The organism is Microbacterium alkaliflavum, assembly GCF_044325405.1.
GTDB lineage: Bacteria > Actinomycetota > Actinomycetes > Actinomycetales > Microbacteriaceae > Microbacterium > Microbacterium alkaliflavum.
In genome coordinates, this window is the sequence record NZ_JBIQWL010000011.1 from 50,611 (window position 1) to 75,832 (window position 25,222).

17 protein-coding genes are annotated in these 25,222 nt (G+C 69.5%); 7 read left to right on the forward strand and 10 right to left on the reverse strand.

Going from position 1 to position 25,222, the window contains the following annotated elements; translation table 11 throughout:
* Positions 1–45 precede the first annotated feature (45 nt).
* The 4 genes from ACH3VR_RS20010 (at position 46) to ACH3VR_RS20025 (ending at position 4,723) form a co-directional block, all read left to right on the forward strand.
* Positions 46–2,643 carry a helix-turn-helix transcriptional regulator gene (locus ACH3VR_RS20010; RefSeq protein ID WP_397558092.1) on the forward strand — a complete coding sequence of 866 codons (2,598 nt, stop codon included), beginning with the start codon at positions 46–48 and terminating at the stop codon, positions 2,641–2,643.
* A 138-nt stretch (positions 2,644–2,781) separates the two neighbouring features.
* On the forward strand, positions 2,782–3,507 hold the full coding sequence (locus ACH3VR_RS20015) for a YoaK family protein (protein ID WP_397558093.1): 726 nt from the start codon (positions 2,782–2,784) through the stop codon (positions 3,505–3,507).
* Between the two features lie 110 nt (positions 3,508–3,617).
* Complete coding sequence (locus tag ACH3VR_RS20020; RefSeq protein WP_397558094.1) at positions 3,618–4,196, forward strand: helix-turn-helix domain-containing protein; 579 nt, start codon at positions 3,618–3,620, stop codon at positions 4,194–4,196.
* A 17-nt stretch (positions 4,197–4,213) separates the two neighbouring features.
* Positions 4,214–4,723 (forward strand): GNAT family N-acetyltransferase, encoded by a 510-nt coding sequence (locus ACH3VR_RS20025; RefSeq protein ID WP_397558095.1) that lies wholly within the window; start codon positions 4,214–4,216, stop codon positions 4,721–4,723.
* 113 nt (positions 4,724–4,836) lie between these two features.
* On the opposite strand, the gene ACH3VR_RS20030 is transcribed toward ACH3VR_RS20025, so the two are convergent.
* The gene (locus ACH3VR_RS20030; RefSeq protein WP_397558096.1) at positions 4,837–8,514 is read right to left on the reverse strand and encodes a family 78 glycoside hydrolase catalytic domain; all 3,678 of its coding nucleotides are present in this window, start codon (positions 8,512–8,514) and stop codon (positions 4,837–4,839) included.
* 604 nt (positions 8,515–9,118) lie between these two features.
* Positions 9,119–11,410: a beta-glucosidase gene (locus tag ACH3VR_RS20035; RefSeq protein WP_397558097.1), complete on the reverse strand. Its 2,292-nt coding sequence runs from the start codon at positions 11,408–11,410 to the stop codon at positions 9,119–9,121.
* Between the two features lie 137 nt (positions 11,411–11,547).
* Between ACH3VR_RS20035 and ACH3VR_RS20040 the strand changes: the two genes are divergently transcribed.
* On the forward strand, positions 11,548–12,561 hold the full coding sequence (locus ACH3VR_RS20040) for a LacI family DNA-binding transcriptional regulator (protein WP_397558098.1): 1,014 nt from the start codon (positions 11,548–11,550) through the stop codon (positions 12,559–12,561).
* 41 nt (positions 12,562–12,602) lie between these two features.
* Here ACH3VR_RS20040 and ACH3VR_RS20045 read toward each other — a convergent pair whose 3' ends face one another.
* The 5 genes from ACH3VR_RS20045 to ACH3VR_RS20065 all read right to left on the reverse strand — a co-directional run bounded on the left by ACH3VR_RS20045 (position 12,603) and on the right by ACH3VR_RS20065 (position 19,552).
* The gene (locus ACH3VR_RS20045; RefSeq protein WP_397558099.1) at positions 12,603–14,648 is read right to left on the reverse strand and encodes an alpha-L-rhamnosidase-related protein; all 2,046 of its coding nucleotides are present in this window, start codon (positions 14,646–14,648) and stop codon (positions 12,603–12,605) included.
* A 131-nt stretch (positions 14,649–14,779) separates the two neighbouring features.
* Positions 14,780–16,012 (reverse strand): family 1 glycosylhydrolase, encoded by a 1,233-nt coding sequence (locus ACH3VR_RS20050; RefSeq protein ID WP_397558100.1) that lies wholly within the window; start codon positions 16,010–16,012, stop codon positions 14,780–14,782.
* On the reverse strand, positions 16,012–17,340 hold the full coding sequence (locus tag ACH3VR_RS20055) for an MFS transporter (RefSeq protein ID WP_397558101.1): 1,329 nt from the start codon (positions 17,338–17,340) through the stop codon (positions 16,012–16,014). Before ACH3VR_RS20055 ends, ACH3VR_RS20050 begins: the two co-directional genes overlap by 1 nt.
* 167 nt (positions 17,341–17,507) lie before the next feature.
* On the reverse strand, positions 17,508–18,881 hold the full coding sequence (locus ACH3VR_RS20060) for a sensor histidine kinase (protein ID WP_397558102.1): 1,374 nt from the start codon (positions 18,879–18,881) through the stop codon (positions 17,508–17,510).
* Positions 18,878–19,552, reverse strand: coding sequence for a response regulator transcription factor (locus ACH3VR_RS20065; protein WP_397558103.1), 675 nt, complete (start codon positions 19,550–19,552; stop codon positions 18,878–18,880). Before ACH3VR_RS20065 ends, ACH3VR_RS20060 begins: the two co-directional genes overlap by 4 nt.
* 161 nt (positions 19,553–19,713) lie before the next feature.
* On the opposite strand from ACH3VR_RS20065, the gene ACH3VR_RS20070 reads away from it, so the two are divergent.
* Both ACH3VR_RS20070 and ACH3VR_RS20075 read left to right on the forward strand, forming a co-directional pair.
* Positions 19,714–21,219 carry a glycosyltransferase family 39 protein gene (locus tag ACH3VR_RS20070; RefSeq protein WP_397558104.1) on the forward strand — a complete coding sequence of 502 codons (1,506 nt, stop codon included), beginning with the start codon at positions 19,714–19,716 and terminating at the stop codon, positions 21,217–21,219.
* Positions 21,216–22,373 (forward strand): glycosyltransferase, encoded by a 1,158-nt coding sequence (locus ACH3VR_RS20075; protein ID WP_397558105.1) that lies wholly within the window; start codon positions 21,216–21,218, stop codon positions 22,371–22,373. The genes ACH3VR_RS20070 and ACH3VR_RS20075 overlap by 4 nt, the downstream gene beginning before the upstream one ends.
* Before the next feature lie 2 nt (positions 22,374–22,375).
* On the opposite strand, the gene ACH3VR_RS20080 is transcribed toward ACH3VR_RS20075, so the two are convergent.
* The 3 genes from ACH3VR_RS20080 to ACH3VR_RS20090 are packed head-to-tail and all read right to left on the reverse strand — an operon-like array spanning position 22,376 to position 25,187.
* On the reverse strand, positions 22,376–23,410 hold the full coding sequence (locus ACH3VR_RS20080; protein ID WP_397558106.1) for a LacI family DNA-binding transcriptional regulator: 1,035 nt from the start codon (positions 23,408–23,410) through the stop codon (positions 22,376–22,378).
* Positions 23,407–24,252, reverse strand: coding sequence for a carbohydrate ABC transporter permease (locus tag ACH3VR_RS20085; protein ID WP_397558107.1), 846 nt, complete (start codon positions 24,250–24,252; stop codon positions 23,407–23,409). The genes ACH3VR_RS20080 and ACH3VR_RS20085 overlap by 4 nt, the downstream gene beginning before the upstream one ends.
* A complete protein-coding gene (locus tag ACH3VR_RS20090; RefSeq protein ID WP_397558108.1) occupies positions 24,249–25,187 on the reverse strand; it encodes a carbohydrate ABC transporter permease in 939 nt (312 codons plus the stop codon). Before ACH3VR_RS20090 ends, ACH3VR_RS20085 begins: the two co-directional genes overlap by 4 nt.
* Positions 25,188–25,222 lie beyond the last annotated feature (35 nt).

Below are 25,222 nucleotides of genomic sequence, written 5' to 3' on the forward strand. Positions count from 1 at the left end.
GATGACGACGGGTCGGGCATACTGGGCGCGGGGGAAGGACGAACGATGATCGCTGCCCCGGGCATACCGCGGCACGCCGTGGATCGTCCCGAGTTGCGGCGCCGGCTGGATGCAGCGGTCGAGGAACCGCTCACCGTCGTCGTCGCTCCCGCGGGATCGGGCAAGACCGTGCTGCTGTCACAGTGGGCGGCATCGCGCCCCGACCTGCGGGTCGGCTGGATCGACGTCGTGGCCGACGACGATGATCCCCGGCACTTCCTCCGCAAGATGCTCGACGCGCTCGGCGTCGACCCCGCCGAGCTCCCCGCCTTCCTGAGCCTTCTCGCCCTCGGCGGCGGAGGGTTCGGCGACACCGCCCGGCGGCGGATCGTCGCGTGGGCGGTCGACGCTGCTCCGACGCTCATCGTGCTCGACGACCTGCATCGCCTGTCGAACCGGGCGATCGTCGCCGACCTCGAGTGGCTCGTCGATCAGGCGCCGCGGTCCCTGCGGTTCGTCTTCTCGTCCCGCAACGACGTCGTGCGCGGGCGCACACGGCATCGGCTGCGGTTCGCCGTGACGGAGCTGCGCGAGTCCGATCTGGCGCTCGACATCCAGGCCGCCACGGAGGTGCTCACGACGATCAGCGGCTCCGCGCCGCCCGATGCCGCCGTCACGGCGATCGTCGAGCGCACGGAAGGGTGGCCCGCCGGCGTGCAGCTGAGCGGCATCGCCCTGCGGCGGCATCCGGATGCGATCCGGTTCGCCGCCGGCCTCACCGGCGACGACCGCCTGATCGCCGACTTCCTCGGCGAGGAGGTGCTGGATGCCCTGCCCCCTGCACGACGGGAGCTGCTGCTGCGGATCTCCGCCCTCGAGCGGATGTCCGAGCGCCTCCTCGACGCCGTGCTCGGCCCGCGAGACGCCGAGGGTGTGCTCGCGAGCCTCGAGCAGTCCGCGATGTTCCTCGTGCCGCTCGACGAGCGCGGCGAGTGGTTCCGGTTCCACCATCTCTTCCGCGACCTGCTCCGCTACCGGCTGCGCGCACGCCTGCCGGGCGCCGAGCACGCGATCGCGGCGACGGCGGCCGAATGGTTCGTCGCGGAGGGAATGCCGGATGCCGCGATCGGGGCGCTCCTCGACGCGCAGGAGTGGCAGTCGGCGCTCGATCTGATCCTCACCCTCGGCCGGGAGGTCTACGAGACGCAAGAGCTCGGCCGCGTGAGCCATTGGCTTGCGACGATTCCGGATGCCGTTCGGCGCACGCGTCCTGAGGCCGAGGTGCTCCACGGCATCCTGCTCGGCGTCAGCGGACGGGCGCCGGAGGGCGAGGACGTGCTGCGCGGTGTCGTCACGATGCCGGGCTCACCGCCCGGTCCCCGTCTCATCGCGCACTGCTATATCGCCGCGCGGGTGCAGTTCCGCGGCGATGCGCACGTGGCCCTCCGGGCGGCGAGGGGCGCGCTCGAGATGCTCGGCCAGGTTCCGCCGGATGAGGTGCCGAACCTCATCGGCATCACCCACCCCGGGGTGCTCGCGACTCTCGCTTACGGCTCCGCGGGGCGGGCACTCCTGCACCTCGGCGAGTTCGCCGAGGCCCGCGCGATGTTCAAGGCCGCGACCGGCACGGACGGCGCGCATTACTCGCCGTACCGCGTGCATCTGCTCGGTTCGCGCGCTCTGCTCGAAGCCTGGACCGGGCGTCCTCGCATCGCGGAGGTCCTCGCCGCGGAGGCGCTCGAGCTCGCCCGCGGCGCCGACCTCCTCCTGCACCCGGCGCCCGCGGACGCCTACCTCGCGAAAGCTTTCATCGCACTCGAACAGGGCGATCTCGCCGCCGCCCTGGAGGCCGTCGGCCCCGGGCTCCTCCGGGCGCGAGGCAACAACCGCACGCAACTGGTCTGGGTCGGGCTGCTCGCCCGCGCACTGACCAATCAAGGTGTCGACGACCTCGCCGACGCGCCCACCGGCACCGCGCCGCCGATCGTCGCCGACCGTCTGCGCGCCCTCCATCTGCGCGCGCGCCGGCTCGGCCTGGCCGGGACGACCGTGCCGATCCCCGTGAGCGAGGCTCGCGTGAGGGGCTGGTCTCAGGCGTACACCGAGCAGATCGCGGCCCTGCTCACGGCCGGCAAGCTGGTCGACGCACGCAGCGCGCTGGCCGCGGCATCCCCGCCCCCCGCGACGGAGTACCCGCTCGCGCGCATCGAGTTCCTGCTCCTGCACGCGTGGCTCGCGACGCTGGACGGTCGAGGCGACCGTGCGAGCGCACGCACCAGGGAGGCGGTCGCGATCGCGCAGCGCCAGGACCTCACCGACGTGTTCGTGCGGTTCGGTCCGATCGTCGAGGCGCTGCTCGCCGACGTGGCGGACGTCGACGCGAACTCGCTGCAGCGCATCAGGTCGGCGCTTCGCGCCTCGGCCACGGCTTCGGCGCCGCCGCGCTCGGCGTCCCGGCGCCTCGCGGAGCCGCTCACCGAGCGCGAGATGGACGTGCTGGTGCACCTGCCTACGCGCATGACGAACGCCGACATCGCCGAGCGCAACGAGATCACCGTGAACACGGTCAAGACCCACCTCGCGCACATCTACCGCAAGCTCGACGTGCGCAGCCGCAACGCGGCCGTGCAGGCGGCGCTCGAGCACGGACTGCTCTCGACCTGACGCGCCGCGTGGACGGGTATACAGGCCGTTTTCTGACACCCTGTATGCAGACTCACGGCCTGGGGAGCGCCTGCCCGGAGCCCCGCCCCGGGACGACGTCATCTCGATGGACTTCCGCACACCCCTCGGAGGTTCGGGATGACCCGTTCAGCACCTGCTCCCCTGCGCGCGATGCGAAGCCATCCCGCTCGCACCCAGCTGGGCCTCATGCTCGCGCTCACCTTCTCGACCGGTGTGATCGACGCGGTCGGCTACCTCGGCCTGGACCGCGTCTTCACCGCCAACATGACGGGGAATGTCGTCATCCTCGGGATGGCGCTGACGGGCGCCGACGGGCTGCCCGTGCTCGGACCCGCGGTCGCGCTCCTCGGCTTCGCGCTCGGCGCCGCCGCCGCGGGTCGCGTGCTGAGGGGCGCGAAGGACACCGGCTGGAACACCCGTACGACCCTCGTCTTCCTCGCCGTCGGAGTGACGCTCGCCCTCGTAGCCGTGCTGACCGGCGTGCTGCCCTCCCCCGGGGAGCCGGTGCTCGCCGTGATCACGGCCGTCCTCGCGGTCTCGATGGGGCTGCAGGCGGGCGCCGCACGGCAGGTCGCCGTCAAGGACGTCACGACCGTCGTGGTCACCTCGACTCTGACCGGACTCGCCGCCGACTCCATCTTCGGGGCGCGGGCGTCGAAGCATCCCTGGCCGCGCCGTCTCGGCGCGATCGCACTCATCGGAGCGGGTGCCGCGGTCGGCGCCCTCACGCTGCACGTCGGACTGTGGTTCGGCATCGCCGTGTCCGCCGCGTTCACGCTCGTGGTCGCGGCGATCGGGCACTTCGCCCATCCCGCACCGCCGGCGCTCCCCGACGAGGGGTGACCGCAGCCCTCTCGGACTACTGGCGGCCGGAACAGGATTTCGTTAGGCACTCGGGCGCGCTCCTATAGTGACATCCAGAAGCACTATAGTGTTCAACAGGAGGGCACGATATGGATGACTTGACGACGGCGCTGGCAACGATCCTCCAATCCGCGCGCACGGACGGCGGCCTCACCGTCGCTGCCCTGGCGGAGTCCTCCGGGGTGTCCCGAGCGATGATCTCCAAGATCGAGCGCGGCGAGGCGCAGCCGACCGCCGCCTTGCTGGGCAGGCTGTCGGCAGCCCTCGGGTTGACGCTTTCCGAGCTCGTCGCGCGGGCCGAAGGGGCGTCGACCCGGATCGCGCGCACGGCGGATCAGCCCGTGTGGACCGACCCCGAGACCGGCTACGTCCGCCGGGCCGTGTCCCCGCCCGCGAGCACGGATCTCGAGCTCGTCGAGGTCGAACTTCCACCCGGCGCCGAGGTGACCTACCCGGCCGAGGCGTTCCTGTTCCTCGACCAGCAGATCTGGGTGCTCGAGGGTCGGCTGCGCTTCGTCGAGGGCTCCGAGACCCACGACCTCGACGCGGGCGACTGCCTCCAGCTGGGCACGCCGTCCGACTGCACATACCTCAACCCGACCATGACGCCCTGCCGGTACGTCGTCGCGCTGCGCAAGCTGAGCGCGAGCCGTCGCCGGTCGTCCTGACCAAGGAGGATCCCGCCATGCACCTCAGAGACGCACGACCCGAGGACGCCGAGGGCATCGCACTCATCTACAACGACGCCGTCGCCCATACGACCGCGATCTGGAACGAGCAGACGGTGGATGCCGCCGACCGGGCCGCCTGGATCGCCGCCCGGCAGGCATCCGGCTATCCCGTGATCGTCGCGGTCGACGACCGGGACGACGTCGTCGGCTATGCGTCGTTCGGCGACTGGCGCGCGTTCGACGGGTACCGGCACACCGTCGAGCACTCGGTCTACGTGCGCGGCGACCAGCGCGGCAACGGCATCGGCCGCCATCTCATGGTCGCGATCATCGATCGCGCCCGCGGGCTCGGCAAGCACGTCATGGTCGCCGGCATAGAGGCGAGCAATGCGGGATCGATCCGGCTGCACGAGAAGCTCGGCTTCGAGAACACCGGCACGCTGCGCCAGGTCGGGGCGAAGTTCGGCACGTGGCTCGACCTCACCTTCATGCAGCTCACGCTGGACGACCGCGCACGGCCCTGATCGGGAAGCCGCATCCCGCGACGCCACCTCAGGACACGTGCGGAAGGTGGATGCCGCGGCCTGCGCCGCGACATCCACCTTCCGTTAACCGCCCAGCGGGCTGACGAGTTCGCTTACTTGCGGGTGAACTCGTAGGTGCCGGAGCCGACCTCGTAGACGATCGAGTCGTCGACGGGGCCGACCAGCTTGACACCGGCTGCCTTCGAGGCGAGAACCTTTGTGCCGGTTCCGGACTCGACGATCTTCGATGCGTCGGTGCCGGGAACGTGGATCCTCGCGGTGGTGTTCGCCGGCACGGTCACCTTGAGGGTGAAGCTGCCGTCGGCGTTCTCCACCCACGCGGAGGAGACCTTGCCGTGGATCGTGTCGACCGAGGCCTTCACGTTCGTGACGTTGTACTCCTTGCCAGGCAGCGGACGGATGGTGATGTCCTTGTACCCAGGCGTGGCCGGCTTGATGCCCGCGAGCTCCTCGTAGAACCACTGTCCGATCGAGCCCTGGAACTGGTGGTTCCGGGTGCGGGTCGACTGCTCCCAGTACTCGCCGATGCCGGTGTAGCCCAGGAGGACGTTACGGCCGTACGACGGGTACGTCGTCTGCTGCGCCACCTTGTACAGCGCCTCCTTGGCGTGCGGCACACCGAGGTGCGCGGCATCCGAGAGAACTGGCCAGATCCAGCGGATGCCGACGAATCCGGTCATCGCGTGGCCCGTGCGCGTGATCGCGACGTCGTATGCGAGCTTCTCCATGAGGGGAAGCTTGTTCTGCTCCTCAACGAGGCCGAAGCCGATCGCCCAGGCCTGGAAGCCCTGGCGAAGCTCCTGCGTCGCGTTCTCGGCGTAGAACCCGCGCGTCGCGTCCCACCAGCGGGCGTTGAAGTCCGTGCGGATCTTCTGGAACAGATCACGGTACTTCGCGGCCGAGGCCTGGTACTTCACGTCGCCGGTCTTGGCGTAGAGGACGTCAGCCATCTCCGCCGTGAGCTTCGCGAGATACGCGGTGAACGCCGTGGACGAGGCCGCCTGGAACCCGCCGACGTTGAGGTTGGTGCCCTCCGCAGCGTTTCCATCAGCGCCGGTCACGAACGCCCAGTCGCCCAGACCCGAGTTGAGGGTCCAGTCGTCGGAGCCGTCACGCGTGAACCAGCCGCCGGGGCCCTCCGAGTAGGGCTTGCCGCCCTGGATCCAGTCGTCGAGGTAGCTCTCGATCGTGCCGAAGGCCGTCGTCATGGGACGGACGTCCGCGTAGCGCTCCCACGCCTCGTACGAGGTCACGACGATGAACGCATCCCAGATCGGGGTCGCACCGGCGCCGCTGCCCTTGAAGGTCGCGATCGACGGAGACGTGCCACAGGGAACGTAGGTGCCCTGCGCGTTCTTCGAGCAGTAGCCGTATCCCTCCGAGCCGGGGATCAGCAGACCGGTCTGGCCGCTGCCGTCGTCGAGCTGCGAGTCCTTTGAGTCCCGCGCCGCCTTGACCATCGACTGCTGGATGTCGAACATGTTCGCCACCGTGGGGAGGATGATCTGGGCGTCGCCCGTCCAGCCGTCCTTCTCATAGGTGGGCGTGTCGCTCGAGTAGCCTGCGATCCAGTTGCCCTTGATCGTGTTCTTCACGTTCGTGTTGATCTGGTTCAGGAGCGCGTCGTTCGACTCGAACGTGCCGACCTCATCGAAACCCGTGCGGATCTGCTGAGCCGAGGCGACGTCGACGTGCACGCTGTCCGGCAGTGCCGCACCGTTGTTCCCGTCGATCTGCACCCACTGGAAGCCTGCGAAGTTCCAGTTCGGCGTGAACACCTCGGGGTTGGCTTCGGTGCCCGTGCCGTCCGACACGTAGTACGACTGCTGAAGGTTGCCGGCGAACTGGAGCGCGCCGTCCTGGCCCGTGCCGGGCACGTTCGGGTCGTCGATCGTGGTGTCGTCGTTGCGACGCTCGACATAGACGGTCCGGATGACCTGCCCCTTCTCGGCGCCCCACACCTTGATGGTCGCCCAGCCCGCGATCTGCCGGCCGACATCGACCGCCTTCACACCAGGCGCGGGATTCCACGTGTAGAAGGGGCCCGTGAGCTTCTCGGTCTCCTTCGTCCGCTCGTGCAGCTGCGCGATCACCTCGCCCTGAGGCGCGACCCCGGGCGACACGGCGAGCCAGCCGCTGTCGTCGTACGACGTCGTGTTCCAGCCCGAGATGGCGTGACGGGCATCGTAGATCTCGCCGTTGTCGAAGTCGGCGTAACGGGTGGGGCCGTCGATGCTGACCTTCCAATTGTCGCCGGTCTTGACCAGCTGCTGCGTGCCGTCCGCATAGGTCACCCAGAGGTCGGCCCTCAGCGTCTCCTGGTTGCGCCACTGCGCGAACTCGAACCGGTGGTTCGAGGGGATCGACTCCGAGTCGTAGCGACCCGCGGCGACCTCGCTCGCCAGCACGTTCGACTTCGCCTGCGTCGCGTCCTGCTGGATGAGCGCCGTCACGTCGTCAGTCGTGTACTGAACAGTGTCCTTGTAGTCCGTGAACCCCGGGTTCAGGTGCTCACCAGGCTGCGTCAGCTGCCCGTTGATGCTCGGTTCACTCCAACCGAGACCCACCGAGTACAGGCGCGCGCTCGTCACGGCGCCGTGCTCCGACTTCGGTGCGACGTCGAAGTTCGTGCGCAGCAGGTAGTTCGGCCGGATCGGCTTGCACACACCCGAGTTGGACGAGTTGCCGACGGGGCGGCAAACGTCTTCAGCGTCGGAGAGCACGACCGTCGTGCCGACGCCGAAGCTCGTGGTCAGTGCGGGGCTGATCGTCAGTCCGCTGCCCGGGTTGACCACTGAGGCGCCGTTGGCGACGTCTGCAGCCACGGCGCTCACGCCGAGCCCGGTGCCGGTTCCGCGGGTAGCGGTCGCGTTCGCGAAGTCCGCGCCGAGCGGGGCAGCGAGGGACACGCCCGTGCCGGTCGCACCCGCGGTGCCGACGGCGGTGACTGTGCGCACCACGGTGGTGGAACCGGTGCCGATGACGGCGCCCTGTCCGACGACGAAGCCGCCGGTGTTGTTCACCTTGATGACCGTGTCAGCCGCGGCAGCCGCAGCCGAGAGGGTGCGGGCCGCGCCGGCCGCTGTACCCACCTCGGCGACTGTCGTCGTGCCACCGCCGACGCTCAGAACGTCGCCGACCGCGATACCTGTCGTCGACGCCACGAACAGTCGCGTGCCGCCCGACGCGGTCGGGGCAACCGTCGTCGTCGCCATGGATGCCGTCCCCACGGCCGTGACGTCCACGACCTGCGAGGTGTCGCCGAGTCCGACGCGAACCTTGCTGCCGACCGTCGCGCCTGCGACGCCGTTGACCTTGAGGTTGGTCGCGCCCGCAGCCGCAGCGACGCTCAGCGTCGTGCTCGGGATCAGGCCTGCGTCATCCGCTGATCCTGCGGCGCCCGTGAGCGGGGCGATCGGTCGCGCGGGACCCGTGATCCAGTCGCCCTTCCACTCGGATGCGCTCAGGTAGGCGGTCTCGAACGATGCCGGCTCCGCCCACGGCGACACACCCGGCGTCCAGGTGCGCACGTTCCAGTAGTACTTGGTGCGCGACTTCAGATCCGGCCCGGCGTAGTCCACCGACGTGGCGTCGCCGAGAACCTGCCCCGAATCCCAGATGTCACCCTGCCCCTTGGCTGCCTTGGCCGCGCTGGAGGCCACGATGACCTGGTACTGCTTCTGGTAGATGCCGCGCGTCGCACTCGTGATGATCCACGAGAAGGTGGGCTTCGCGTCGTCGATCCCGAGCGGGTTCGCTGCGGCATTCACTTCGAGGCGGGCCGTCGCGACATCGCGCGGAGCCGCCCCTGCGGGGGATTGTCCATGGGCGACAAGCCCGATCGTCAGTGCCGCCACAACTGCGGCGGCAGCTAGAACCCTCGTAGGCGCGGCGTGCGCGCCCGAGGCCGTATCTCTCGACATGTATCGGTTGCCTATCTGTCGTGGGCGACTGCTTCGTCTGCCAGAGGCGTCCGCGCGCATCATCGCCGCTACGGGGTTGTAGATCGTGCCACACGTCGGCACGGCTGAAACGTTATAGGTAACGTTCAGGCCCGTCAAGGGAGATTCTTGGGAAGTTCATAGATTCGATTCAGCGGCTTCCGTAGAGAACTTGGAATAGAAACCCCTGATAAACGCTTCTTTTCTGATCCGTCAAAATGAAGCCTCAACTTCGATAGACCAAAGTTTGCTGAACTCGGGTGGTTAAGGCAGTGAGTCGAGAATGATGATCTGGGCCTGAACATTCAGATCTGTTCAGGTGCTGTTCAGACGGTTTCGTCGAGCCGCTCGGGGCGGCGACGGTGATTCCGGGCACGCCAACGGCCCGCAGAACCGGCGCGAGCCGGTCCTGCGGGCCGTGAGCCGCAGGCGATTAGTGGATCGTGAACTGCGTCGCGACGGGAGCGGCGGAGGAACCGCCGACCGCCACCCTGTACGTGCCCTTCGCGGTCTGCCAGCCGTGCGACGAGGCATCCCAGTACTGGAGCAGGTGCAGGTCGGCGAGGTCCTGAGGCGACAGCGTGATCGTCACGTTGGCGTGCTCACCCGGTGCGAGGCTCACCGACTTCCAGCCGACGAGGCGCGAGCCCGGCGTGCCCGTCGACGACGGGAGCGTGACGTACGCCTGCGCCGTCTCGGTGCCTGCGCGGGTGCCGGTGTTGGTGACCTTGAAGTTGACCCTGATCTCCTTCTGGCCCTCCGTCGTCTTGGGCGTCACCTGCACGCGGTCGTACGCGAAGGTCGTGTACGACAGTCCGTAGCCGAAGGGGAACAGCGGCTCGATGTTCTGCGACTGGTACCACTTGTAGCCGACGGCGAGGCCCTCGCTGTACGACACCTGGCGGATCTCGTTCGTGCCGGCAGGACGGGTCGTCGACCCGTTCGAGAAGATGCCCGGATACTGCGCGGGCGTGTTCGTCGGGGTGTCGGCGAGCGACTTCGGGAACGTCATCGGCAGCTTGCCGGTCGGGTTGACGTCGCCGAACAGGAGCGACGCGATGGCCGGGCCCTGCTGCTCTCCGCCGTACCAGTTCTCGAGGACCGCCTGCACGCCGCCGAGCCACGGCATCTCGACCGCACTGCCGGTCTGCAGGACGACCACCGTCTTGGGGTTGGCCTGCTCGATCGCCGAGATCAGCGCGTCGCCGTTGCCCTGGAGCTTCAGGTCGGTGAGATCGTTGAACTCGCCCATGCGCTGGTACCCGAACACGATGGCGACATCGGCGGCGGCGGCCTGAGCGGCGGCGGCCGCGACATCCTGTCCGTTGTTCCACGTGACCGTCGCACCCGCCTGAGCGGCACGCTGCGTCAGTGCGGTCTCGGCTGAGACGACGTCCTCGCAGGGGAGCGTGTTGCGCGGCGCCGCGTTCGCGTTGAACCGCAGCGTGAGGCTGCAGACCGAGACCGCGCTCGTCGGAGCGTTGCCGATCGTCGTGACGGTGCTCGACGCGGTCGGGCCGAAGAGGGCGATCTTCTGCCCTGCGGACACGGCCAGCGGAAGCACGCCGTCGTTCTTCAGCAGCACGCTGCCCTGCTCGGCGATCTGCTTCGCGACGGCTTTGTGGGCGGCGTTCGACGCATCGGCGACCGAGGTCGCGGGAAGCGGGTTGTCGAACAGACCGCTGCGGATGTACGCGCGCACGACGCGGAACGCCGCCTCGTCGATGCGGGCCTGCGTGATCGAGCCCGCGGCGAGCGCCGCGTCGAGCTTGGCCGGCGTGAACCAGATCGGCCGGTTGAGCTCCTGGTCGAGACCCGCGTTCAGCGACGCCGCCGTCGAGTGCACCGAGCCGAAGTCCGACATGATGAAGCCGTCGAAGCCCGCGTCGTCCTTGAGTACCTTCTGCATGAGCGGGCTCTCGCAGATGTAGACGCCGTTGACCTGGTTGAAAGCGCACATCACGGTCTCGGGCGTGCCACGCGTGATCGCGATGTCGTACGGCAGGGTGTACAGCTCGCGGAGCGTGCGCTCGTCCATGTTCGACGAGCTCGTCTGGCGGTCGAGCTCCTGCTCGTTGGCGACGAAGTGCTTCAGCTGCCCCGCGACGCGACCGTCGGATTCGATGCCCTGAACGTCGGATGCCGCCATCAGGCCGTTGATGAGCGGGTCCTCGCCGAAGTACTCCGGCGTGCGACCGGCGAGCGGGGTCCTCGTGTTGCCGATGCCCGGGGCGAGGATGACGTTCTTGCGCTTGTTGTAGGCCTCATCGGCCTGCGCGACGCCCTTCTGGTAGGCGAGATCCAGGTTCCACGTCGAGGCGAGGGAGATCTGCGACGGGAAGTCGGTGACGCCGGCCGAGCGCACCGCCTCGGGGCCGTCGGTGTAGAAGATCGTGGGCGTGCAAGGGACCTGCGCCGGATAGACGACAGGCGCCTCACCGCTCAGGCCCGGTGCCCAGTTGGTCTGCGTCGGCAGGGTCGCCGGCTGTTCCACGAGCCAGCGGTACTTCTGGTGCTGCGCGCTCGCATCCAGCAGGGCGTGCGCCCGGTCGTCCGCCGATTTGGAGGCGTCCATCCATGGGTAGGCGCTGCAGTCCTCTGCCGTCGCCGGTGCGGCCGAGGCGATGACCGCCCCGCTCGAGATGATCGCCGCCCCGAGGAGCAGTGCGATCGTCCGCCGCGTGCGACCGCTGCGCACGTCGCGGATCTTGTCGGATGTCGTCATCGTCGATGTCCCTCTTCTCTGAAGGTTCTGTCTTCCGTAGACCCGTCTACAAAGCACGTAGACCGGTCTACGGTTTCGCATGCACACCATCCGTGTCAAGGTCTCGACGGAATTCGTCGCACGAGTACCCTCGGCTCATGACTTCGGCGAAACCTCGCGGCGCCACCATCACCGACGTGGCCACGGCCGCCGGTGTCTCCAGAGCCGCTGTCTCCAAGGTGCTCCGCGACGCGTACGGCGTGAGCGATGCGATGCGCGAGCGCGTCAATGCCGCGATGGAGGAGCTCAACTACCGGCCGCGCATCGCCGCGCGCGCGATGCGGGGCCGCACGTTCACGATCGGCATCGAGCTTCCCGACCTCGCCAACCAGTTCTTCACCCGCATGATCACAGGCGCCCTGCAGGAGCTGGAGGGCACGCGGTTCCAGGTCGTCATCGCCCCCGCGGAGCGAGGATCGCGGCACGGCCTCCGCGCCATCGAGGCCCTCGTCGACCGGCAGGTGGACGGCGTCATCGCGGTCGCGCCTCGAGCGACGCCCGAGGCGCTCGAGCGCATCTCCGTGCACGCTCCGCTCGTCATGTTCGGACGCCACGACACGTCGGAAGCGTACGACACCGTCGCCGGCGACGACGAGGCAGGCGCGCGGATGGCGATGGAGCACCTGCTGCACCTCGGGCACACGCGCATCGCGAACCTCACGCTTCCCGAAGCCGACCACGATCTGTCGTCGCCGCACGGGATCCGGCTCCGCACCTACAAGGCGATCATGGAGGCCGAAGGGCTGGTCGCGGGATCGAGGGTCGTGCACTGCGACGAGGGGCAGGATGCTGCGAGCGAGGCCATCTCGCGCGCACTCGAACGGGACTGGCATTCGACAGCCCTCTTCGCCTCGCACGACGAGTTGGCGATCGGCGCGCTGCGGGCGATCACGGAGGCACGGCATCCCATCTCGGTCATCGGGTACGACGACGTGCCGATCGCCTCGCACCCTGCTCTGGGCCTCACGACCGTGCGTCAGCCCGGCGCCGAGATGGGCGCCACGGCGATCCGCCTGCTGATGGAGCGCCTGGACGGCCGCACCGAGGCGGTCCACGAGGTCTTCGAGCCGGAACTCGTCGTGCGCTCCTCGACGAGCCGCCCCGGCATCTGAGGGCCGGCCGACGGCAGCGATCGCGGCGTCCTGGCTGCGAGTCAGCCCCGTGCGACGTCGAGGTCCACCCTCGTCGACGAGGGGCCTGCGTATTCCAGACCGGCGACGACCGCCGTGCACCCTTCGGGGATGTCGAGTTCGAGGATCCCATCCTGCAGACGGAGACCAAGGTGCCCGTCGCGCACGGGAATGGCCGCCGCCGCCCACTCCAGGTCGAGCTCCGGCGGTGAGACCTCGACGACAGCCCACGCGTCGGCCCGCGTCCGCAGGCCGAAGACGATCTCGGGCAGGAGGGCGGCGGGTCCCGCGGCCCACGCGTGGCACAGGCTCCGGCCGAACGGCCGCCCGTACATCTCGTACGGCGACCCCTCGTCCGACGGGAACTCCTCCCAGAACGTGGTGGCGGCGGCATCCAGCATCCCACCCCACCTGCGCCGGATGCCTGCGAGCGCCGCGCGCGGCTCACCGGCCGCGGCGAGCGCCCGCAGCGCGAGCGTCTGCATGTACGGGGTGCGTCCCGCCGCGTCTCGATAGGCGTCGACGACATCCGGCGCGGTGGCGGGGTCGGTCACGCCCGCGGCGACGCTGAGGAAGTTCGCGTACGGATCGGGCCGGGATGCCCCGTCCGCGCACGCGCGCCAGAGTCCACGCTCCGCATCCCAGGCGTCGCTGCGGAGACTCTCGAGGGCGACAGCGCGCACCGCATCGAGCTCGCGGTCTCGCGGGCGATCGGCGCGCGCACGCAGACGTTCGACGGCATCGAGCGCCCACACCCAGAGCATCTGCAGCGCCGTCGACGTGCTGCCCGCGGGGATCTCGTACCCCCAGTCGATCAGCACGGATCCCGCGTTCGGAGCCGTGAAGCCGTCTGCCGTACCCCGCGGCCGGAAGAGCCCGTCTTCGCCGACGTCGTGGCGGAGGGCGGCGAGCATGCGCTCGGCACTCGCGGCGATCGTCTCCGTGTCGCCCGGGCCGAACTGCACCTGGAGGATGTCGGCGGTGATGAACCACCACAGCGAATAGTCGGCGATCCCGTTCACGTAGCCGCTCGTGGGAGAGCCGAGAGCCAGGTGACTGTCGAAGGCGATCTGCGCGTCGCCGAAGGCGTAGGCGTTGGCGAGCGCCGAGATGGCCTGATCGCCGATCCACGGCATGCGGTCGCGCTTGACGCCGTCGATCATGAGTCCCTGCATGCAGAGCCGCAGCGTGTACGCGCTGACGCCCCAGATCGCGTTCAGCTCGGCGTCCGAGCAGACGAAGGCGCCACGGCGCGGCGCGGGCCGGATCTCGGCGTCGACCCAGACGTCGTCCGCCTCCCCGGTCACCTGGAGGTACCGCAATCCGAGCGGATACCGCGACGCCCACAGCGACGCGCCTGCGGAGACCACCTCGTGCGACGACTCCTGCGCGGCTCCCCACCCGCTTCGGGCTTCGAGGGCGCTCTCGCCCGAACTGATCCGCGGCTTGCGCGCAGATCGGATCACCGGCCGGCCGAGCACCTCCGCAGGAGCCTCGTACAGGCCGGCGACCCTCGGGAGCGGCAGACGGACGACCGGCTCCGAAGCGAGATGCGCCGGCACGTCGCCCCCGGCCCGCGGCCGAAGGCGCACCCCATCGATCCCCGACCAGCTGCCGACGCGATCGACGCCGGAGACGACCGCGAAAGCAGCTGCGTGATCCGCCTCGGCCTCGACGTCGAGCTCGAGGGCGCCCACGACGCCCGCCGGCACCGCGTGCCGCCCGGCCGACTCAGCCACCAGGACACCGTCGACGCGGACGATCACGGCGCCGTGCGCGACGATCACGAGCTCCCCGACTCCCGCGCTCAGCGAGGTGCGCGCGACGAGGCGGCCGCTCGGCCGCGCGTAGTTCGCCGAGTAGTGGGCGTAGCGGTTGACCTCGCGCGATCGGCTGACCATCGCGGCGAGAAGCCCGCGCTCGTACTGCTCGGGCGCGTACCACCACACCTGCGAGCGCGCTTCGGCCGGGGCATCCGGGAACGGATCAGGACTGACCTCCCGCGCCCGGGCAAGCGTCTCGGCCACCGTTCTGGGCAGCAGAGGGCTATCCCGATCGTCGATCGTCATGTCCTCCCTTATACCCCGCTCCGACGATGAGTCCCCCTGCCCCTGGCTCCGATCCGCTTCGGAACAGGCCCCGGTCGCGAACCGCGACAGGGATGCCCCGTTCGGGACATCCCTGCCTGGTCACGGTGAGATCAGTTCGATCGGGCGCCGCGCACGTACTCCTCGTAGACGCTCGCGCTGGGCTTCGGCGTGCGCTCGAAGGTCGTGCGATCGACCGAGAACAGGCCGAGCTTCGGGCCGTAGCCGAAGATCCACTCGAAGTTGTCCATGAGCGTCCAGTGGCAGTATCCGAGCACAGGCACACCGGACGCGATCTCGCTCGCGAGGCCGTCGAGCGCCGCGGGCGTGAAGGCCGCGCGCTGCGTGTCGTCGTCGCTCTGGATGCCGTGCTCCGTCACGAGCACGGGAACGCCGGACACCTCGTGGGCATAGCGCACGGCACCGGCGAGCGAGTCGGGCTCGATGACCGTGCCCATGCCGTTGACCGGGCCTTCGGGTACGACCTCGCCGCCGGGACCGTGCACGATGCGCTCGTAGTTCTGCACTCCGATGAAGTCGTCGTCCGAGGCCAGGCGGAGCCAGTGGTCGTATGCGACGGCGCGCTTCGCGTCGCGGCGCTCCTCGCCGCCCGGCACGGCGACCTCGTCGGCGATCGCGATCGACAGGCCGACGGGCAGGTCGCCCTTCCGGCTCTTGATCGCCGCCTTCGCCGAGAGGTGCGCGCGCGTCTGGGCCTCCTGGAACTCCGCCTGGAGCGCAGCGGGGATCACGTTGCCCGCGAAGTAGCGGTCGGTGCCGGCGCGCGCGGCGGCCGCCGCGAGCATGTCGGCCTTGATCCCCTCGACGAACGCGGGAAGTCGGCCGCTCGAATGGAGGAACTGCTCGAGGTTCGGCTCGTTGAAGGTCACGGCAAGCGCGATCCGGTCACCGAACCGGTCCATGACGCGAGCGCACTGGTCCGCGAAGAGCGCCGCCGCATCGCCCTGCAGCCACGATCCCGCGGCGGAGAACCAGTGCGGAGACACGAAGTGGTTGAAGGTCACGAGCGGGGCGAGCCCGCGGGCGAGGCATCCGTCCACGATCCGCTCGTAGTGGTCGAGGGCCCCCGGGGAGACTTCACCTCGCGCCGGCTCGATGCGCGACCATTCGACCGAGAAGCGGTAGGCCGAGAGCCCCAGCGCTTCGACGATGTCGAGGTCGTCCGCCCAGCGCTCGTAGTTGCGGCATGCGGGGCCGCTCCGCTCCTGGAACAGCGACGGCGTCGTGTTCTCGAGGAACCAGATGTCGCTGTCGGTGTTGTCGCCCTCGACCTGGTGGCCGGCGGTGGCGACGCCCCAGTGGAAGTCGGGTGCGAATGCAGGCATCATCGGGCTCCCTTCACGAGCAGGATGACGAAGCCGCCGACGATCGCCGAGACGGCTCCGGCGAGGAACAGCGCCGCGAAGTTCGGGTCCGCCGCGGAGGCGGCCCCGATCGCGAGGAGCGCCGGCGCGACGGCGGCGACGATCGACACGGGGAGGTTGTCGGCGATCTTGAGGATGCCGAGGTCCTTGGCGGGGTTCTCGGGGTCGGGCAGCACCTGCGTCGCGAGCGCGAGCTCGACCGCGAAGTACACGCCCTGGCCGAGCCCCACGATGCCGCATGCGATGAGGTAGACCCCGAAGTCGGGAGCCATGGCTGCGACGACGAGCCCGACGCCGAGGATCACGGCGGCGACGAGGATGAAGGGCTTTCGGATGCCCAGGCGGTCGCTGATGCGGCCGACCACGGGCGCGACGAGCAGCGTGACGCCGACGTTCACGACGACCGTCAGGAGGATGGCGCCGCCCAGCGCCGCGGCCTCGAGGTGCAGTCGCTGCAGAAGGAAGATCGCCTGGTAGCCGTTGAGGGCCGCGACCGCCGAGAAGACGAGCATGCGGCTCGTGAAGATGAACGCGAACGCGGGGTGCCGCACGGGGTTGACCCAGAACACGCCGACGAGGCGCCGCAGGTCGAACGCGGCTCGCGGCTCATCGAACTTCGGGTCGCGCAGCATCACCACGAGGAGCAGCAGCGTGCCGACGGCGAGGGCGGTCGGGATGCCGATGAGCGGCACCAGCTGGTCGCCGAACGGGACGGCGACCGCCATGCCGAACAGCGCACCCACGGGGGTGCCGATGCTGAGGAACGCCGTCGCGGACCCGCGCCTCTCCGGCGGCAGCTGGTCGGCGATGAGCGCCGTGATCGTGACGCCGGCCGCGACGAACCCCGTCGTGATGAGCAGGTGCGCCACGACGAAGAGGGCGACGTTCGGCGCGAGGATCAGCAGCGTCCCGCCGGCGGCGAAGGCCACTGAGGCGGCGACGAGGAAGGGGCGCCGACGGCCGAACACCGACCGTGAGCGGTCGCTGAGCGAGCCGACGATCGGGAGGGCGAAGAGCGTGAACAGGCCCGCGATGCCACTCGAGATCGAGATCGTGGTCGTCGCGGCGTCGCCGCTGATGACGGAGGCCTTGAGCGTCAGGGTGAGCAGCGCCGCCGACATCTGCGCCGCTCCGGCGCCGATCGTGGCCAGCACGAGCAGGAGCACGAGGCCCCGCCGCGGGCCCGCCTCCTGACGGAACAGCTCGGTCGGCGTGGGCTCGCGGAGGGCGCTCTCGGCGTCCTCCAGCGCGCGGGGCGCTGTCGGGGAGGTGTCGAATTCGATGGTCATGAGGCTTCCTTGCCGAGCTGGTGTGCGTCGTCGCGCGTGGGTGATTTCGGGTGCCCCGATCGGGACGACGCCGACGCTAACACGAAAATATGCAAGCCTCCATATTTTCACTCGATGAGTGGTAGTGGACGAGCGGAGGCTCAGCGGTGTCGAGGCATCCGGGTCCGCTATCCGGCGGCGCCTTGCGCGGGGAGCAGGACGGTGGCGAGCAGGCCGCCGTCCGGTCCGTTCGCGAGCTGCACGGTCCCCGAGGCGTTCGCGACGATGGCGGCCACGATGGCCAGGCCCAGACCGCTGCCGCCGTCGCCGCCGCGCTGGTGTTCCGGGCGGCTGAACCGGTCGAACGCGACGGCGGCGAAGTCGGACGGGATGCCGGGACCCGTGTCCGCGACCGCGAGCCGCAGGCCGGAGCCGTCCTGGGCGAGCGAGACGTGGATCGTGCCGCCGGGGGGCGTGAGCCGGACCGAGTTGCTGAGCAGATTGTCGAGCAGCTGGCCGAATCGGAGCACCGAGATGCGGCAGACGACCGCGGCGTCGTCGACGATGTCGCTGTCGAAGTCGATGTCGAGGTTCTTCTCCGGAGCGATCAGCCGCGCCCGGTCCGAGGCGCTGCGGAACTCCTCGGCGAGCTCGGCTGCGCCGGTCAGCGTGGGGTCGTCGTTCGCCTCGAGCGTCGAGAGCTGGAGCAGACTGGTGGCCAGCGCGGAGATGCGCTCGGCGGTCGCGCGCGCCGCGGTCAGGTCGCGGGCGTGCGCCGCGGCATCGGAGGTGTTCCCCTGGGCGAGCTCGAGCTGACCGCGCAGGATCGCGATGGGAGTGCGCAGCTCGTGGCTCGCATCGGCGACCATCTGCTTCTCGCGGGCAGCGGTGGTGCGCACGTTCCGGATGAGCGAGTTCAGCGTGGTCGCGAGGTCGTAGAGCTCGTCGCGGGCCTCTCCGACGGGCAGCTCGTCGGCCGACCCGGTCTCGATGATGGACTCCGCCGTGGCGCGCATGCGGGCCACTGGTCGCAGCGCGGCAGTGGTCAGCACCCAGGATGCGACCCCGATGCCGAAGAGCAGGATGGCGACGCCCAGGTAGAGGATGTTCGTCAGGTTCGCCAGGACGTCCTGCGCGAACCGCTGGTCGTGGGACGCGACGACGTACCACCGGCCGCCCTGGGCGTCGACGGTTCTCACGACGATCAGGTACTCGTGGTTCGCGGCCGTGATCAGATGCGAGCCGGAGCCGAGCGCGGTCAGGTCGTCGAGTCGATCGGTGAGCGAGTCGGGGAGGTTGTCGACCGCGATCGAGCCGTCGGGGCGGACGACGGCGAGGTGCTGTTCTCCCGAGGGAGGGTCGATCTGATCGGGGTGGTCATTGATCGCCGTGAGGTAGGAGGTGGTGGCGTCGTAGAGCAGCTTCTTGTCGGCGTTGAGCTGCACGTTCGCGATCTGCGCGTGGAATACGACCGCGGCGAGGGCCAGCAGGATCGCTCCGACCACGACACTGCCGATGGTGATCCGCCATCGGATCGACAGGCGCTGGGTCAGAGGCCTCACGCGCCGGCCTCGACCTGGTAGCCCACCCCGCGGATCGTCACGATGGCGACCCGGCTGGACCCCGCGGCCAGCTTCTTGCGGAGGGTGCTGACGTACTGGTCGACGATGTTCTGGTCGACGTAGGGTGACCCCCACACGGCATCCAGGATCTCGGGGCGGGTGACGACCCGGTCGGGCTGCGAGATCAGCAGTTTGAGCAGCAGGAATTCGTTCGGGCTGAGGGACAGCTGACGCTCTCCCACGCGGGCGCGCCGGCTCTGTGCGTCGAGCGAGACATCGCCGAACGAGACGAGCGACCACTGCTCCGGGGCATCCCTCCGCATGAGGGCGCGCAGCCGTGCGGCGAGCTCATCGAAGCTGAACGGCTTCGTGAGGTAGTCGTCCGCCCCCGAGTCCAACCCGAAGACCCGGTCGTCGATGCCGTCGCGGGCGGTCAGCAGCAGCACGGGAAGGGTGCTGCCGGATTCCCGGATGCGTCGGCAGATCTCGAATCCCGACATGCCGGGGAGCATGACGTCGATCACGGCGGCGGCGAACTGCTGTCGCGAGACCTGGATGAGCGCCTCGACCCCGTCGGTCACGAGCGTGGGCGCGTAGTCGCGTGCCGCGATACCGCGCTCGAGCACCTGGCCCATCTCCGGGTCGTCTTCGACGATCAGAACCGACTTCATCCCGTCTTGTCCTCCGCATGTCGAGGCTAACGGCGGTGACCCCCGCCTGACGGGAACCTTTGCGTTCCTTCAGTCGCCGGGCGCGCGAAGCCAGACGCCCTCAAGCTTCCGGGCCGACGATGGGGCTCGACCCGTCCTTTGGAGGCACCGTGACTCTGACGATGGCTGCCCCCGGACAGCGGGATGCCGCGCGAGGATCGCGTCCGGATCGGCCGGCCAGTCTGGCGATCACTCTCCTGGGGATCGTGGGCGGCGCCGTCACGCTGATCGGCATCGGCATCCCGTCGTTCTGGGGCGATGAAGCGGCCAGCGTGATGTCGGCGGAGCGGCCGCTCCCGTCGCTGCTCGCCGAGCTGACGCACGTCGACGCGGTGCACGGGCTGTACTACCTGTTCCTGCATTTCTGGGTGGGCGTCGCCGGCACCTCGGAGACGGCGGTCAGATTTCCGAGCGCCGTCGCCGCGGGACTCGCGATCGCCGGCACCGCCGCGCTGGGCCGACAGCTGTTCGGCATGCGCGTCGCGGTCATCGCGGGGGTGGTCGCGATGACGCTGCCGCAGCTGACCAGAATGGGCATCGAGGCCCGGTCCTACGCGTTCGGGATGGCCGCCGCGGTGTGGCTGACCTGGCTGCTCGTGCGTCTCATCCGCCGCGGTGAGACCCGGCGGCGCTGGTGGGCGGTCTACGCCGTCGGAGCGGGCCTGAGCGTCGTGCTGTTCATGTATCTCGCGCTCATGGTCGTGGTGCACCTCGTCGTGGTCGTCACCGAGCGTCCGCCGCAGCGGGTCGTCCGGGCCTGGCTCGGTGCAGTGGCCGCAGCGGGCGTCGTGGCGCTCCCGCTGATCGCGCTCGCGATGGGGCAGCAGGGCCAGATCGCGTTCTTGACCCACCGCCATTACGCCACGTTCGCGAACGTGACCGTGAGGCAGTGGTTCGGCACCTGGTACGTCGCCGTCATCGCCTGGGCGCTCGTCGTCGCCGGGGTCGTGACGACCCTGCGCCGCGGCGGTCGCATCCGCGGCGGCGCGCTCGTGGTCTGGGCGTGGCTCGTCGCGCCGACCGCCATCCTCCTGGCGGGCAACGCGTGGGTGCATCCGATGTACAACATGCGCTATCTCGCGTTCTGCGCGCCGGCAACCGCTCTCGCGATCGGCCTCGGTGTCGACGGGCTGGCTGCGTTCGTCCACGGCCGGGGGCTCCGCACCGCGGTCGCGGCATCCCTCCTCGTCGCCCTGGCGATCGCGAGCGCGCCGACCTTCGCCGCGCAGCGCACGCTCTACGCGAAGGACGGCGGAAGCGATCTGCGACAGATCGCGGATGCCGTGCACCAGCACGCCGCGGCGGGAGACGCCGTCGTCTTCGACGAGTCCACCAAGCCGCGCCTCAAGCGCCGCCTCGCGCTCGACCTCTACCCGAGCGCCTTCGCCGGGCTCGACGACGTGGCACTCGCCACGCGCGCGGCCGACACGCCGGGACTCTGGGACGAGGTCGCGCCGCTCGACGAGGTCACGGCAGCGGTGCTCGCCCACCACGTGGTCTGGGCCGTCGAGTCGACGAACACCCGCTCGGGCGATGTCACGGCACTGGAGGGGCTCGGCTATCGCGTCGTGGAAAGCTTCCCGCTGCACCGCACCGTCCTGTACGAACTCGAAAGGGTCTCACCGTGACCGGCACTCTCGTCGTCATCCCGACGTACAACGAACTCGACAACCTGCCGGACATCATCGCCCGCGTGCACGCGGCCGTCCCGGACGCCGAGGTGCTGGTCGTCGACGACGCCTCCCCCGACGGCACGGGAGACCTCGCCGATCGGCTCGCGGCGGCCGACCCACGGATCAACGTGCTCCACCGGGCCGACAAGGAGGGCCTGGGGGCCGCGTACCGGGCCGGGTTCGCCTGGGGCCTCGCGCGGGACTACGACCGGCTCGTCGAGATGGATGCCGACGGCTCCCACGATCCGGCGCACCTTCCGGCTCTGCTCGCCGCCCTCGCCCATGCCGACGTCGCGCTCGGATCCCGCTGGGTCGAGGGAGGACGCACCGAGGGATGGCCGCTCAGTCGGCGCCTGCTCTCGCGGGGAGGCAGTGCGTACGCCCGATTCATGCTCGGGCTGAGCGAGCGCGACGTGACGGGCGGCTACCGCGCATATCGGGCCGGCGCGCTGCGCGCGATCGACCCGGGGCGGATCGACAGCCAGGGCTACAGCTTCCAGATCGAGATGCTCTGGCGGGCCTCCACGACGGGTCAGCGCGTCGTGGAGGTGCCGATCACCTTCGTCGAACGCGTGCACGGCGCATCCAAGATGAGCAGCCGCATCGTGATCGAGGCGATGGCCAGGGTCACCACGTGGGGGCTGCAGCGACCGCTCGTGCATCAGATCCTCGCGTTCCTCGTCGTCGGCGGGGTCGGCTTCGTCGTCGACGTCGCGACCTTCAACCTGCTGCGCCTCACGGTGCTCTCCCCCGATCACGTGCACGGCGGCGCACTCATTGCGAAGGCTGTCTCCACGACGCTGGCGATCGCCGCGAACTGGATCGGCAACCGGTACTGGACGTTCCGCGACCGCCGTCGCACCGACGTCGCGCGCGAGGGCATCGAGTTCCTGCTCGCGAGCGCCCTCGGCGGCCTGGTCGCCCTGTTCACCCTCGGCGTCTCGCACTACGTCCTCGGACTGCGCACGCCGCTCGCCGACAACATCTCCGCCAACGTGATCGGCCTCGCTCTCGCCTCCGCCGTGCGATTCGTCGCATACCGGCAGTGGGTCTACGCGCACCCGAAGCCGACCACCCCGGCCGTGCTCGCGGCGACGACCGAGCCCTGAGGTCAGCGCGGCCCCGCGCTCGACCGGATGATCATGCGGGGGCGCTCCGAGGAGTAGCGGCGCCCCAGGGTGCCCTCGATCTCGTCGAGGAGCAGGCGGAAGCCCCGGCCGCCCATGCCCGCGAAGTCCTGCTCGACCGTCGTGAGGGGCGGGGTCCACAGCTCGGCGAGCGGATGGTTGTCGAATCCCACCACCGACACATCGTCGGGAACGCGCTTGCCGGAGTCGACGAGGCCGCGGATGACCCCCATGGCGATCTCGTCGTTTCCGCAGAACACGGCGGTCACCGTCGGATCTGCGGCGAGCGCGATGCCGATCGCCTGGCCGCTCTTCGGCTCCCACGTCGCGTCGCTCGGCTCGGGGATGCTCGCGCCGTGGCGTCGCAGGGCCCGACGCCACCCGGTGGTCCGGCCGTCCTCGCGCCGAGAGGGCGGGATGCGCACGTGATGCACGGTCTCGTGCCCCAGCCCGAGCAGGTACTCGGTGATCTCTTCGGCTGCGCGCGTCTCGTCGAGCACCGCCTGGGGAATCGAGGCATCCCGGATCCCGGACAGGGCGACGACCGGCAGATCGCGGGGGATGTGCGCGAGCGCGGCGACCCCCGCGGGATCGAACTTGAGCACGACCACGCCCGCGAGGGGCTGGGAGAGCGTCGCCGAGATCGCCCGGTCGATCTCCTCCTCGTCCGGGCTCTCCACGACGGTGATCATGACGGTGTAGCCCTCGGCTCGCGCCGCCTCTTCGACTCCGCGGATCGTCTCCGCGTAGCCGTACCGCGAGGTGTCGCCCGCGATGACCGCCACCACCTGCGGTCGCCGCGAGACGAGCAGTCGCGCGGCGGCGCTCGGCCGGAAGTTGAGCTCGGCGATGGCCTGTTCGACGAGCTCCCGCTTGCCGGGGCTGACCCGTGCGGCCCCGGTGAGGACGCGTGAGACGGTCGGCACCGAGACGCCCGCACGGGCAGCGACATCCGCGATGGTCGCCGCCTTCGGTACCCCGTTCACACCGATCCTTCTCGTCGTCGTCGCGGTGGTCACTTGACCGCTCCGCTCGTGATCCCCGAGATGATCTTGCGCTGCGCGACCATGAAGGTGATCAGCAGCGGGAGGCTCATCAGGATGATGTACGCGAAGATCAAGTGCCAGTTCTGAAGATAGAGCCCGGAACTGGCGACCTGGAACAGGTTCAGGGGCAGCGTGTCGAGTCGCCCGCCCACGACGAACAGGGCGTAGAAGACGTCGTTCCAGATGTACAGGCAGATGAGGATCGTCGCGGTCGCGAGCACGGGCATGAGCAGCGGCAGGATGATCGTCACGAAGACCCGCACCGGTGAGGCGCCGTCGACGCGGGCGGCCTCCTCGAGCTCGACGGGGATCGTCCGCACGAACCCCGTCACGAAGAAGATGACCGTCGACAGGTACATCCCCATGTACACGCCGATCATCCCGACGGCGGTTCCGGCGAGCCCCATCTGCCGCAGCAGGAGCACGATCGTGACGACGGCCGGCGGAAGCACGATGCCGCTGATGGCGAGCGCGTAGACGACGGCCAGCCGGCGCGACGCGCGGCGTCCGAGGATCCACGCGGCCATCGAGCCGAGGAGCAGCACGCCGATGACCGACGGCACCATCACGAGGAGGCTGCCCCCGAGGGCCGCGAGCATCTTCCCGTCCGTGATCGCGGTCGCGAAGTTCTCCCACAGATGCCAGCTCGAGGGGAGCTGCAGGTTGGGGTTGAGAGCTTCGGCCTGATCCTTGGCGGCGGTCACGAGCACGACCCAGAACGGGATGCCGAGCAGGAAGATCGCGGCGAGGATCGCGACGATGGGCTGGACGTAGCGCGACAGCGCGTGGCGCGGACGATGGACGGCGATGGTCACAGGACCGCCTCCCGCTTGCGGAGCGTACGGATGATGGGGAACGCGAGGACCGCGACCATGAGGAACAGCAGCAGGCTCATCGTCGTCGCCTGGGCGAACAGGCCCTGGCCGAAGGTGCGGAAGATGAAGATGTTGACGATCTCGGTGGTGCCGCCGGGGCCGCCGGCGGTGGTGGCCTGCACGATGTCGAAGCCGTTCATCGAGCCGAGGAGCGCGGTCGCGACGTTGAAGGTGACAGCGGGTGCGAGCAGCGGGAAGCGGATCGCCCGGAACGTCGTCCACCACCCGGCCCCGTCGAGACGCGCGGCCTCGATGAGGTCTTCGTTGATGGTCTTGAGGCCCGCGAGATAGATGAGCATCGACAGTCCCATCCACTTCCAGGCGTGGATGAGGGCGACCACGACGATCGTCCACGTGGTGCTGCCGAGCCAGGCGATCTCGACATCACGCCCGAGGAAGAAGCCGATGATGTCATTGACGGCGCCTTCGGGTTTGAGCAGCGCCTGGAAGATGTAGCCGACGGCGAGCGCCGACATGATGACGGGGATGAAGAACGCGACGCGCACGGCGCGGTTGACGCGTGTGTCGCGTTCGAGCAGCAGCGCGAGTGTGAGCCCGAAGACGTTCTGGAAGACGGCGACGAGCGTCGCGTAGATCAGGGTGATCCACAGTCTGTTCAGCAGCGTTCCGCTGGAGAGCAGCTCCGCGAAGTTGTCGACCCCCACGAAGTCGATCTGCGCCTTGAAGCTCGACCAGTTCGTGAAGGCGTAGATGAAGTTGAACAGCGTCGGGATGAAGAAGAACACCACGAGCACCGCGAGCGCCGGCACCAGGAACCAGAGCGGATGATCGTGTCGCGCGCGTCGGGCGGGTGCGTACTCCCTGATGCCCTGAGTGCGGGCCGCGCCTCGCGAGAGCCCGAGTGTCGTGGTCATGCGTTGCCTTCCGAGGCGGGGCGCCGGCGCAGGCC

Coding starts and splice junctions, on each gene's coding strand:
- ACH3VR_RS20050 (WP_397558100.1), bottom strand. CDS start 16,012: ATGCCTGCATTCGCACCCGACTTCCACTGGGGCGTCGCCACCGCCGGC.
- ACH3VR_RS20055 (WP_397558101.1), bottom strand. CDS start 17,340: ATGACCATCGAATTCGACACCTCCCCGACAGCGCCCCGCGCGCTGGAG.
- ACH3VR_RS20035 (WP_397558097.1), bottom strand. CDS start 11,410: ATGACGACATCCGACAAGATCCGCGACGTGCGCAGCGGTCGCACGCGG.
- ACH3VR_RS20020 (WP_397558094.1), top strand. CDS start 3,618: ATGGATGACTTGACGACGGCGCTGGCAACGATCCTCCAATCCGCGCGC.
- ACH3VR_RS20045 (WP_397558099.1), bottom strand. CDS start 14,648: ATGACGATCGACGATCGGGATAGCCCTCTGCTGCCCAGAACGGTGGCC.
- ACH3VR_RS20015 (WP_397558093.1), top strand. CDS start 2,782: ATGACCCGTTCAGCACCTGCTCCCCTGCGCGCGATGCGAAGCCATCCC.
- ACH3VR_RS20010 (WP_397558092.1), top strand. CDS start 46: ATGATCGCTGCCCCGGGCATACCGCGGCACGCCGTGGATCGTCCCGAG.
- ACH3VR_RS20065 (WP_397558103.1), bottom strand. CDS start 19,552: ATGAAGTCGGTTCTGATCGTCGAAGACGACCCGGAGATGGGCCAGGTG.
- ACH3VR_RS20025 (WP_397558095.1), top strand. CDS start 4,214: ATGCACCTCAGAGACGCACGACCCGAGGACGCCGAGGGCATCGCACTC.
- ACH3VR_RS20070 (WP_397558104.1), top strand. CDS start 19,714: ATGGCTGCCCCCGGACAGCGGGATGCCGCGCGAGGATCGCGTCCGGAT.
- ACH3VR_RS20090 (WP_397558108.1), bottom strand. CDS start 25,187: ATGACCACGACACTCGGGCTCTCGCGAGGCGCGGCCCGCACTCAGGGC.
- ACH3VR_RS20040 (WP_397558098.1), top strand. CDS start 11,548: ATGACTTCGGCGAAACCTCGCGGCGCCACCATCACCGACGTGGCCACG.